At 48.2% G+C, this 9,393-nt stretch carries 14 protein-coding genes and 1 pseudogene; all 15 read right to left on the reverse strand.

Translation table 11 applies throughout. The features are described from left to right. Nucleotides 1-8 precede the first annotated feature (8 nt). The 15 genes and pseudogenes from NFS31_RS01505 to NFS31_RS01575 all read right to left on the reverse strand — a co-directional run bounded on the left by NFS31_RS01505 (nucleotide 9) and on the right by NFS31_RS01575 (nucleotide 9,383). Nucleotides 9-794, reverse strand: a complete 786-nt coding sequence (locus NFS31_RS01505) for a VRR-NUC domain-containing protein (RefSeq protein ID WP_251490885.1) — start codon at nucleotides 792-794, stop codon at nucleotides 9-11. Between the two features lie 207 nt (nucleotides 795-1,001). Further along, the gene (locus NFS31_RS01510; protein ID WP_251490888.1) at nucleotides 1,002-1,586 is read right to left on the reverse strand and encodes an HD domain-containing protein; all 585 of its coding nucleotides are present in this window, start codon (nucleotides 1,584-1,586) and stop codon (nucleotides 1,002-1,004) included. Next, a complete protein-coding gene (locus tag NFS31_RS01515; RefSeq protein WP_251490892.1) occupies nucleotides 1,583-1,945 on the reverse strand; it encodes a hypothetical protein in 363 nt (120 codons plus the stop codon). Before NFS31_RS01515 ends, NFS31_RS01510 begins: the two co-directional genes overlap by 4 nt. After that, nucleotides 1,942-2,292 (reverse strand): DUF7768 domain-containing protein, encoded by a 351-nt coding sequence (locus NFS31_RS01520; RefSeq protein WP_251490895.1) that lies wholly within the window; start codon nucleotides 2,290-2,292, stop codon nucleotides 1,942-1,944. The genes NFS31_RS01515 and NFS31_RS01520 overlap by 4 nt, the downstream gene beginning before the upstream one ends. Nucleotides 2,293-2,307: 15 nt before the next feature. Beyond that, complete coding sequence (locus tag NFS31_RS01525; protein WP_251490897.1) at nucleotides 2,308-2,964, reverse strand: DNA methyltransferase; 657 nt, start codon at nucleotides 2,962-2,964, stop codon at nucleotides 2,308-2,310. After that, the gene (locus tag NFS31_RS01530) at nucleotides 2,934-3,158 is read right to left on the reverse strand and encodes a hypothetical protein (RefSeq protein WP_251490899.1); all 225 of its coding nucleotides are present in this window, start codon (nucleotides 3,156-3,158) and stop codon (nucleotides 2,934-2,936) included. The genes NFS31_RS01525 and NFS31_RS01530 overlap by 31 nt, the downstream gene beginning before the upstream one ends. Before the next feature lie 94 nt (nucleotides 3,159-3,252). Beyond that, nucleotides 3,253-3,954, reverse strand: coding sequence for a hypothetical protein (locus NFS31_RS01535; RefSeq protein ID WP_251490902.1), 702 nt, complete (start codon nucleotides 3,952-3,954; stop codon nucleotides 3,253-3,255). After that, complete coding sequence (locus NFS31_RS01540; RefSeq protein ID WP_251491000.1) at nucleotides 3,947-4,672, reverse strand: DNA cytosine methyltransferase; 726 nt, start codon at nucleotides 4,670-4,672, stop codon at nucleotides 3,947-3,949. The genes NFS31_RS01535 and NFS31_RS01540 overlap by 8 nt, the downstream gene beginning before the upstream one ends. 201 nt (nucleotides 4,673-4,873) lie before the next feature. Beyond that, nucleotides 4,874-5,374: pseudogene (locus NFS31_RS01545) on the reverse strand (DNA cytosine methyltransferase); the annotation flags it as partial. 1 nt (nucleotide 5,375) lies between these two features. After that, entirely contained in the window at nucleotides 5,376-5,579 is a 204-nt protein-coding gene (locus tag NFS31_RS01550) for a hypothetical protein (RefSeq protein WP_251490904.1), read from the reverse strand. Between the two features lie 3 nt (nucleotides 5,580-5,582). Then, nucleotides 5,583-5,879, reverse strand: a complete 297-nt coding sequence (locus NFS31_RS01555; protein WP_251490907.1) for a hypothetical protein — start codon at nucleotides 5,877-5,879, stop codon at nucleotides 5,583-5,585. After that, a complete protein-coding gene (locus NFS31_RS01560; protein WP_251491003.1) occupies nucleotides 5,876-6,751 on the reverse strand; it encodes a rolling circle replication-associated protein in 876 nt (291 codons plus the stop codon). The genes NFS31_RS01555 and NFS31_RS01560 overlap by 4 nt, the downstream gene beginning before the upstream one ends. Nucleotides 6,752-7,164: 413 nt before the next feature. After that, nucleotides 7,165-7,359 (reverse strand): hypothetical protein, encoded by a 195-nt coding sequence (locus tag NFS31_RS01565; protein ID WP_251490910.1) that lies wholly within the window; start codon nucleotides 7,357-7,359, stop codon nucleotides 7,165-7,167. Nucleotides 7,360-7,390: 31 nt separating this feature from the next. Continuing rightward, complete coding sequence (locus tag NFS31_RS01570; RefSeq protein ID WP_251490913.1) at nucleotides 7,391-8,428, reverse strand: hypothetical protein; 1,038 nt, start codon at nucleotides 8,426-8,428, stop codon at nucleotides 7,391-7,393. A gap of 61 nt (nucleotides 8,429-8,489) precedes the next feature. Beyond that, a complete protein-coding gene (locus NFS31_RS01575) occupies nucleotides 8,490-9,383 on the reverse strand; it encodes a phosphoadenosine phosphosulfate reductase domain-containing protein (RefSeq protein ID WP_251490916.1) in 894 nt (297 codons plus the stop codon). Nucleotides 9,384-9,393: the final 10 nt, after the last annotated feature.

The raw sequence follows: 9,393 nt of genomic DNA on the forward strand, positions 1-9,393 counted from the left end.
TCCTATCATCAGCAAAGAAGAACAATATTTTTGCCGCCCTCTTTACTTTCCTTTCCCGGATATACCCTGATATTCTTTTCCCTTCCGCTTATCACTACCGCTTCCGGGTCCATGCCCTCTAAAATCTCTATCAGCTTTTTCACTGTCACTTCCTCCGGGTTATCGTATTCTTTCGCAGAAAGCCCGCTTCTTTCCGCCTGCCCGGTAAGTATTGCATATTCTTCAAATATCCGGCTCACAATGCAACTTCCGCAGTCTGCGCCGTCTTCCCCGCTGCCGTCGAAACAATGACCGCAGCCCATAAAATCATCTGCGCCGCCCTCCCGGTCAATCGTGCAAAGGTCTTCCGGCACGGGTCCTTCTATGAAGTCTATCATCTGTATTGCCCGGCTCTCTATTGCGGGATAGCCCGGAAACTGCAAATATCTTGCAATTATCCTTTCTGCTTCCTCTGCCCCGTAGCAAACCACCGTGAAATATCCCTGTTCTTTCAGTGCTTCCAGCCATTCGTCCTGGCTGTCCGTTGTTTTGTTCCTGCCGTACTTCATTTCAATATACAGTCCGTGGAAGCCGTTTCTTGCTACAGGCAGGCACAAGTCAGGAACGCCCGCTTTTACTCCCTGCCGCTTTAGGTTCGCCGCTTCCAGCGTGTTCCTGCTGCCGCCATTCGGGATATGATAAATCAGTTTCAATTCCGGGTGGCTTGCCTGCTGCCAGCCGCACCACTGTATTACTGTTTCCTGTTCTGTCGCTTCGCTTCTCCTGCGGTTCTGCTGCCTTGTGTAGTAGCTCATTTCTTTTAGCTCCCTTCTTTCAACTTTTTAACGTGCGAACTCCTGAACAAACAAGACTGCGGATTGATTAAGAAATACCACTTCTGCGGCAAGTACAAGTTCGGGTTATTTCTGAATATCTCTTCGCCGCTTTTATGCAGCTCCCCCGTGATAACCTCATTGTCGAATAGCGTAATTGTTACAACCTTGCCCAGATACTGTTCTAAATCACTTCTTTTCACCGCTTTTTTCTTCCTCCCGTTCGTCAAAATGTGTCGCCATCATATCCGCAAGATGAAGCATGACTGCCAGCTTGCATTGATGAAAAGCGTTGTCTAAATCATACCCGCCGCCCCTTGCGTAAAAGTCATACTGCCCCATGTGCCACCTGATTGCCAGAATCTCTTCTTGTGTCAAGTGCATAAACTGTAAAATCAGGATAACGGACTTTTCCCCGTGTCCGGCAGGAAAATTCTTTGTCAGTCGATATTCTGTTATACCTTCAAATTCGGCTTTTCTATATGCGTCTATCTTGCATAAATCATGAAGAAGCCCGCAAATTGCCAGCGTTTCTAAATCATAGTTCAAGGACTGCTGCCGCCGTTCTTCCTCTGCGTTCATCTGTATAAGCCGCCGACACACATTTATTGAATGTTGTGCAAGCCCTCCGGGTTCTGCTCCGTGGTGTCGCTTGCTTGCCGGGGCTTCAAAGAAGCCGTTTGCGTCCATCCATTGCAGAAGGTCAGCCGCCCCCGGTCTTTTTATGTACGCAAAGTAATTTCTGAAAATCTGAATTGTTTCTTCCTGTGTCATTGTCTTTTCCCCCTCCTCTTCCTTGACAGCGTTTCAAGCTGCAAGCATAGTTTTTGTATGTTCTCATATGTCCCGCAGCCCATGCACTCTTCTTGCCCGTAATGACCGGGGCAAGCGTCGCACTCTTCCTGCTCTGCTTTCAGCATTGTTGCCGTTGTTGCCGCCTGAAATAGTGCGTCCCCGTCAAACGGCTTTTCCGGCTGCTCCTGCGGCTTTTCCTGCAATTCCTCTTCGCTTATGCCATACTTGCTTTTCAGTTTTTCATAAAGCTGCCGTGCGCCCTCTTTTTCGCCGCCCACGCCCTTCTCCGCAAGTGCTTTCAGGGCTTTCAGCTTCTTTGTCGCCTGTTCTCTTGTCATGCCTGCTGCCCTCCGTACACTTCCACAAGCCCGCCTTTCTCCTGTGCAAGCTCCGTTATTCCCTTTTCAAGCGCAATCTGTATTTCTGCAAGCATACCTTCTGTAATTCCGTACCTGCTGCCGATAAAGATATATTTGCAATGCTTCAAAAGCTCTGTGCCTGCCGCCATTCCTCTTTCCCGCTGCTCCTGGTCCTCTTCGTTTAATACCTGCGTCAAGTACAAGTGCGGCGTTATCGGCGTATATCCGCAGTCTAAGGCAATCCGGGTCAATTCCCTTGCATACTCCGTGTTCCTCTCAATATCGCCCCTGTACGGGCTGCATATGTAGCATAATTTACTTTGCATTTCCCTTCCCTCCTGTCAAAAATCAAATAATGAAAGCTGCGCCTGCTCTGCCTTTATGCGCCTGTCAGCTTTCGTGAAATAGTCTTTGTCAATCTCAACCGCATACCATTCAAACCGCAATCTATGACACGCAACCGAACAAGAACCGCTTCCGGCGTGTGTGTCAATTATCCTGTCGCCCGGCTCTGCGTAATTTTTTAATATCCATTCATACAGCTTCGCTGGCTTCTGCGTCGGGTGAATCGTCCCTTCTTTCAGAAGTTCCACCCGGTTCAGCGTGACAATTCTTGTGGGACAGTCAAACGACGTGTAAGCAAGCTCACAATCTGACATTGACAAGCCCCGCTGCCCTTTGTCCCATACAATCCAGCCTTTATGCCCCGCTTTTAAGTGCTTCACAAAATAATTGCCGCCCCAGATAATCTGATTTTCAGATATTCTTTCAAGTTCCCGGAAGTATTCTGCACCCGGTATGCCTTTGCTGTCCCAGTCTTTTTGTTCGTGTTCCTTCCTGCTTTGCTTCGGATTGCTGCATACCTTCTTTTTCTGCCCGTCGTTGCCTATCCCATAGGGCGGGTCAACTATAGCAAGCCGGAAAAATTTGTCAGGAATCTTGCGCATGATGGGCAGGCAATCCGCATTTAAAAGCGTGTTCGGTTCATATCTCCACAACCTCTTTCACCTTCTTTCTGTCTTACATTTTCCTGATTTTGTCTTGCAAAATCTTTTACAAGGTTTCGCAGCTTTTCCGTGAAGTTCTTCCCCTTGTACCCCTCTATGATTTCCAGCGTTTCCGGGTAAAGCCGCACTGTCTTTGATACGCTCAAATCATCATTTGTGTATACCCCGTTGACGTGTTTATACATTCCTGCCGCTTCCTCCCTTCCTGAAAATTCGCACTTGCTTCTTTTACAGCTCCAGACGCTGCACCACCTTTTTTCCTTTTCGCAGAAAAACATATTATTGCTTTCCCCTGTAGACAAGTACAAATTCGCTTTCTTCATAGTCCAGCCCGTACTTTTCGCAGTCTTCTTCATCAGCGGGAATGACATTTTCAAGCGGGCATGACCACTGATAACAACAACCTATCCCGTTTTCTTTCGTTTCGTTTTTCGGGTTCCGGCAGTTATAGCCGTTATTCGGGGAAAACTCACTGTCCGGGTCAAGCTCCGCATTGAAGAAGTGACCGCAGATATTAGCAAGCTGATTTATTGTCATAATGTCCGGCACGTCTTCCCCTCTGTAATACTGCCATGACTGTGGCGGTCTTTTCAGCCCGTACAGGCTCAATTTGTGCGGCGTGTAGTATTCTTTCACCTGCGACACATACCAGCCCCACAAGGGCTTCCCGCTCTCTCCTGCGTACTCTTTCAACTGCTGCCCGGTCAGACAGCTTCCCGCCTGTACGTCTATCTTTTGCAGCCCTGCCCGGCTCTGTACTTCCGGGATAGTCCGTATTTTCAAAAAATCTTTGCAGACAAATTCCCCTTTTATTTCCCCGGTCCCGGTTACATACACAAGAACCCTATACAAACCCCGCCCGGCAGGTTTTGTCTTCCTGATTTCAAGCGGCTTTTCTCCTTCAAGCATTTTCTTCCACCAGCGTTCATGCAGGGACAAAATGATTGTGTCCGATTCGGACAACCTCTGTTTTTCATCCATCTTCCCTTTCCTCCTGTTCTGCCGCAATTATCCCCCGGAAGACACGTTCTGCACACGGTACAGCAATACTATTTCCTGTAGCCATATAGCGCATATTGTCTGACATTGCTTTCCCACTGGCTCCGTACTGCGTCCAGTTATCCGGGAACCCGTCAAGCCGTTCACACTCTAACGGGGTCAGCCTTCGTACAATGTATTTCATCATCCCTTTTACCTTTTTTGCCATCGTTATCAGGTTTTCGCTACCGCCGCCGTTATTGCCGCCGCTTGCCCGCAAGGGTCCCACCCCTTCTTTATATCCTCCGTACCCGTTCAGGCTATATGAACGGCTCTCTTGCACCACAACCGACGTTCCACCCCTGATTGCTGCCTGCCCTTTTGTCAATGTCCCGGAAACGCTGTCTTCCTGAAATCCTGAAAAGCTCCCGCTCCTGAATAATTTTGCCGCCCCTTCTGGATAACAAACGGCGTGTCTGTCGCCCTCTGTCAGCGTCGGCGCAACCTCTTCACCTATCCCCAGTTGATTCCCTCCGTTTTTTCCAGTCCGTCCTATTGCGTTCCCGATAACGGTATACACGGGCAGCATATACAGCCCGGTTGAAGCTCCCCCGCCGCCATCCGTCGCTTTCAGCGTCACGCTTTTTTCTGGGTTTATTTCAATCCTGTCTGCTGTCCGTCCAAAATCAAAGGTTATTTGCCCGTCTGCGTCCGGCTCCATTCCTCCGCTATTCGTTCCAGCAACGCTATTTTTAATACTGTCGGTATCTCTTTTTCTTTCTCCTGCGCCCTCCGTAGAATACCCCAACACGCTTTCGCACTCAAAAAGTATTTGTCCGGCGTTTCCTCCTGTAAAATCGTGTACAAGGTAGATTCTCTTTCTTCGCTGGGGTACTCCCCAATATTGAGCGTCCATTGTTCTCCAAGCCGTGGAACCTCTGCCGCTTCTAACCAGCCCGGCTGCTGCCCATCTTCCGCTATCAGGCATTGGAATTGCGGTCTTTGTGATTTCTTCAAGCACCCTTTGAAAGTCCCTGCCTTTATTGCTTGAAAAAGCCCCTGCCACATTCTCCCAGACTGCATATTTTGGGTATTTTCCATTTGTTGCGCACCTCATTTCATCAATAATTCGCACCGCTTCAAAAAACAGGCAGGAAGCGGAACCTTCAAGCCCCTTCCCATTCCCTGCCGTGCTTAAATTCTGACACGGTGAACCAAAAGAAATAATGTCAACGGGTGGTATCTCTGCCCCGTTCATCTTTGTTATGTCCCCTAAATGCTCTATATCCGGGAAGTGCTTCTTCGCAACGTCTACACAATCTGGCAGGATTTCACTTGCCCATACTGTCTTTATTCCCTGCCGCTGCGCTGCAAGTGGAAAGCCTGCTATCCCGTCAAATAGGCTTCCTAACGTCATTTTCATTTTAAAATCCCGCCTTTCCCAGAACTAGCTCCCGCCTTATCTGCCTTTCTGCTTCCTCTTTGTTGAACCCGTTCGCCGCAATTATCTCTGCAACGTGTTCCGAACAATATGGGTATTTTGCAGCAATTTCAGAAGCTGCCTTTTTCATTTCCGGGTCAAGCCTGCTATATATCGGGTATGCCCTCTTTGATTCGTCGTACAGCATTTTCTATCCCTCCAGCACAACTTTTGTATAAATCTCCATTGCAAGGTCGGAAAAAGAAAATTCGCTGATACTTTCAACTGGTACTTCCTCCCCTGCGGTCATGTACTCTGCTGCTCCTACTCTTTTTAGCTCTTTCCGGTGTATATCCGTTGACAATCCGTGCCGCTTGACTTCCCGGCTCCTGTCAATCTGCGTATATCCCAGACAGGCAACAAAACCCCTGTAAAGCTCCCCTGTGTTATCTTCAACAATCAGCCTGTCACTTGGGACAGCTCCTTTCATAAACTCTTCCAGAATCACTTCTTTTTCCCTCCTGTTTTTCTGCCTTTTTTCTTTCCCGGCTTTTTATCCGGCTTCTTCCACATCTTCAAGTAGATATGCCAGCCCGTTTCTTCGTAGTAGACAGGTTCAATGCTTACAATGTCATAATTCGGGAATTGCTTCTTGAAGAACTCCTTCCCGCAATCATCAGACTTCGCCAGCTTCTCTATCTGCTTTTTCGTGTATTTATAATCTGCGTTCGGCAGCTCTACCGGGCGCACAAGGTTTCTGCTACTGCTCCACCTCTTCTTCCCCTGCGGGTCCTTCACTATGTACTTGCAAAGTGCTTCAATGCCGTTTTCATTCGTCTGTATGCGGTCAGCGTTCGCCCATCCCATCTGCTTTATACCTGCCCTATACTGCGGGTCATTCTGCGCTTTATTCCAGTTGATACGGTCAGCCGTCCACATCAGTTCTACATCATCACGGGACAAACCGCCGTTCATGATAATGTGGTGGTGTACCCTCTTTATCATCTGCCCTGCCTTGTCGAATTTATATTCTGTCACAAGGATATATTTCAGCGGGTCCAGCCCTAATTTCCCCCGCCTGTATGCTATCCGGCGCAAGTAGTTATTCACTATCTTTTCCGCTTCCTCTATGCTGCCCGGCAGGTGGTCTTTATCGTATGTACAGGAAACGTGCAAATCACCTGTACCAAAATTCCCATTCCCTAACTGAACCAGATACCGCTTTGCGTTCTTTTCATTCAGGTCTTTTTGCTTTGGCTCCGATACCTTTTTACGCTTCCCCCTCTTTCCCTTTACCACCTTTTCTGCCTTTTCTGTCCGGGGAATTATATCCGCTTCCCGGTACTGCCCGCAGTCCACCTTCTTCTCCCTCATGAACACTTTACCCAATGCAACCACACCTTCCTTTTCTGTCCTTATACCTGTGTGGCGTGGGTATGTTCCGGGCGGGGACTCTCCCCCTTCCCTTCTTTCCCTCCTGCTTATTATCCATGTATTACGCAAGTATACAATATATATTATCTTACGCAAGTATATATTCTATATCTATATTACGCAAGTATATATATACTATTCGTAGGAATGTTAATACCCCATACAAGCCCGCTTTCCGGGATAAAACCCGGCTTTTTCAATGCCTTTTCGCATTGATTTTGCTTGCTTTTACACCGCCAACATGGTATAATAAACGTGAATTGAGTTATTAAAAATGTTAGCGAAAAACCTTTGTCGAACGTGTTTGCGGCACTTCTTCAAAGGTTTTTTGTTATGTCTTTTTCGCATTTCTGCGGGTTTTACAGCGGTTTATATAGTTCCTTCCTGCTTTCCCCGCACCACAACTTCTTTCCGTCTTTCGTCCTGATAGTTACTATCCCGTCCCGGAACCTGTACCCGGCTTCAATCGTTCCTTCATGCCACTTCCCTTCATGGAAAATCGCCGCAGGCTGACCGACGACATACGGGAATTTCAGATTTTCTTTTGCTTCCATTTTCCAGCCGCCTTTCTTTTAGCGGGCGTTGTCACGCCCTTTTCAGTATTTCAGTTACCAGTTTCCAGTCCTCCAGATATAAAGCGGAACGAAAGGACACATCGTAGTAGACGAAAGAACGGGCGTAGTTCAAGAACAACGCCGTCACTCCACCGTTGGAAGTGTTGCTGAAACTCGAACCCCGGAAAGGCACGGCTTCTTCAAGCTCACTGTCAACCCATATACCCGCTTTTTCCTGCTGCCAGTCCTGCGGCAATATCCCCAGCCTATGTATGATTTCCGGGACTTCTTTCAGGCTCCCGGCAAGCTGCAAATCCCGCATATGACAGCAATTCCAGCCCCCGGCAATCTGTCCGTCTGTCAGCACGACTTTTCCGCACTGTGCGTCAAGATACAGCGGATTTCCGAACGGAAGCCCTTCTTCCCCCGGTTCCTCTGTCCGTGCAATCGTCCAGGCGGGGTCCTGCGGCTTGAAGTCTTCTGCTGCTGCGTTATTGTCCGGGATATACTCAATTACGCCTTTGTGAAGCCGCAGCCCTGCTACACGCTCCCAGAAGTTCCCGCAAAGTCCGAAAACCCCTTCCGGCGTTCCGTCGTGGCTCCATGAAAGCGGCTCTGTCCCAGTCAGAACCGTGTAGCCGTCGTAACAATAGCCCTTTTCCTCCGGGTCGTCAGCGTTCTTCCCGTAGTCTGTGTTACCGCTGATTGTATGCCCTGCTGCCGCTGCGTCTTTCATCAGGTACACCCATTCAGCATTAGTCATTAAATGCCATCCGGGTCCTTTCCTCCGGCAAGCTGCCGCCGATTCGTCTAAACTCATGCTTTCGGCGGGCTTCTGATACGGCAAGGATACGGGGATATTGTTTATCATTGCGTTTGTATACTGCGATATAAGCACCGCCGCAACCGTCTTCCCGTCCACCTTGAACATTTCCGGCACGTCCTCCGGCTTATAGGTTCCCGGCTCCATGTAAAACATAGTCATGAAGTTAGGAAGCCCGGCTTCATCATTCACGACAACCGCCGCTTTGAAAATGCCTTTTTCCTGTTCTGCTGTCATTTTTGACATTCTTCTTTTCCTCCTTGTATCTGGTATGATTTTTATATAACAAGCCGTTTCCGGCGTGTTTTCAATAGTCAATCCCTGCTTCGTCCATGAAATCAAATAATGTTACCTGATTCGGGTCGTCACCTACCCACCAGCGCATGACGTGTTCCCCGTCACACCATTCTTTCCTATTTATCAATCCCGCTTCTTCCCTTGCCTTTAACATTCTGTCAAATGCCGCTACATATGCCGCCCGATATTTCGGATATTGTTCAAAGTCCTTTTTCATTCCCTTTGGTCCCTGAAACGGACAGCCTATGCAGCCGATTCTTTTATTTCCGCATTGATAAAGCGGGTTCCCCTGACAGCCGTAATAATGCAGGAACTCCCACACGTCTTCATCTGTCCAGTCAACTATGGGGTTCACCATTGTTGAAGTGGTTCTGTAGCACATTTCCACGAAACGCCTTGTTTCTGAATTATCATCATTCATCACAAGCCCGCCCTTTTTCACCTGCCGGAAATTCACTTCGTTTTCTTCTGCTATTTTCAGCATTGTTTTTTCTTTTCCTATTACCTGAACTACTCCTGCGCCCTCTTTCCTATTTGCGCTCTCTGACCACCGTACCCCCGTTATTTTTACTCTGCCTTTTCCTCCCCTTTCTTTTAGGTGTTCGCAGCAATAGCGAACAAGTCTTGTCGGCGGCATACGCTTTTTAACTATCAACTGCCACATTGTCAATTCTGGGCGTTCAATGTTTTCTTTTCCTATCGTTTCCCGCACATAGTATACCGTTTCTGGTGCATCAACCGTCGTCAGATTATGCTTGCACTCATGCTTCACGCCTGCCAGCTCTGCTAAAATCCGTATGCAATCGCTGTCCTTCCCGCCGCTGTAGCAAAGATAATACGGCTCTTTTTCCGGCTGGAAGGATTGCAGATACTTTATTGCCCTTTGCTCCTTTTCTTTGTTCATGCTTTCAGTT

The organism is Otoolea muris (assembly GCF_943193115.1).
In the GTDB taxonomy this organism is placed as follows: domain Bacteria; phylum Bacillota; class Clostridia; order Lachnospirales; family Lachnospiraceae; genus Otoolea; species Otoolea muris.

Excerpts from the sequence above, each read along its gene's own strand:
- NFS31_RS01505 (WP_251490885.1), bottom strand. The coding sequence starts at position 794 with ATGAGCTACTACACAAGGCAGCAGAACCGCAGGAGAAGCGAAGCGACA.
- NFS31_RS01510 (WP_251490888.1), bottom strand. The coding sequence starts at position 1,586 with ATGACACAGGAAGAAACAATTCAGATTTTCAGAAATTACTTTGCGTAC.
- NFS31_RS01515 (WP_251490892.1), bottom strand. The coding sequence starts at position 1,945 with ATGACAAGAGAACAGGCGACAAAGAAGCTGAAAGCCCTGAAAGCACTT.
- NFS31_RS01520 (WP_251490895.1), bottom strand. The coding sequence starts at position 2,292 with ATGCAAAGTAAATTATGCTACATATGCAGCCCGTACAGGGGCGATATT.
- NFS31_RS01530 (WP_251490899.1), bottom strand. The coding sequence starts at position 3,158 with ATGTATAAACACGTCAACGGGGTATACACAAATGATGATTTGAGCGTA.
- NFS31_RS01535 (WP_251490902.1), bottom strand. The coding sequence starts at position 3,954 with ATGGATGAAAAACAGAGGTTGTCCGAATCGGACACAATCATTTTGTCC.
- NFS31_RS01540 (WP_251491000.1), bottom strand. The coding sequence starts at position 4,672 with ATGGAGCCGGACGCAGACGGGCAAATAACCTTTGATTTTGGACGGACA.
- NFS31_RS01550 (WP_251490904.1), bottom strand. The coding sequence starts at position 5,579 with ATGCTGTACGACGAATCAAAGAGGGCATACCCGATATATAGCAGGCTT.
- NFS31_RS01565 (WP_251490910.1), bottom strand. The coding sequence starts at position 7,359 with ATGGAAGCAAAAGAAAATCTGAAATTCCCGTATGTCGTCGGTCAGCCT.
- NFS31_RS01570 (WP_251490913.1), bottom strand. The coding sequence starts at position 8,428 with ATGTCAAAAATGACAGCAGAACAGGAAAAAGGCATTTTCAAAGCGGCG.
- NFS31_RS01575 (WP_251490916.1), bottom strand. The coding sequence starts at position 9,383 with ATGAACAAAGAAAAGGAGCAAAGGGCAATAAAGTATCTGCAATCCTTC.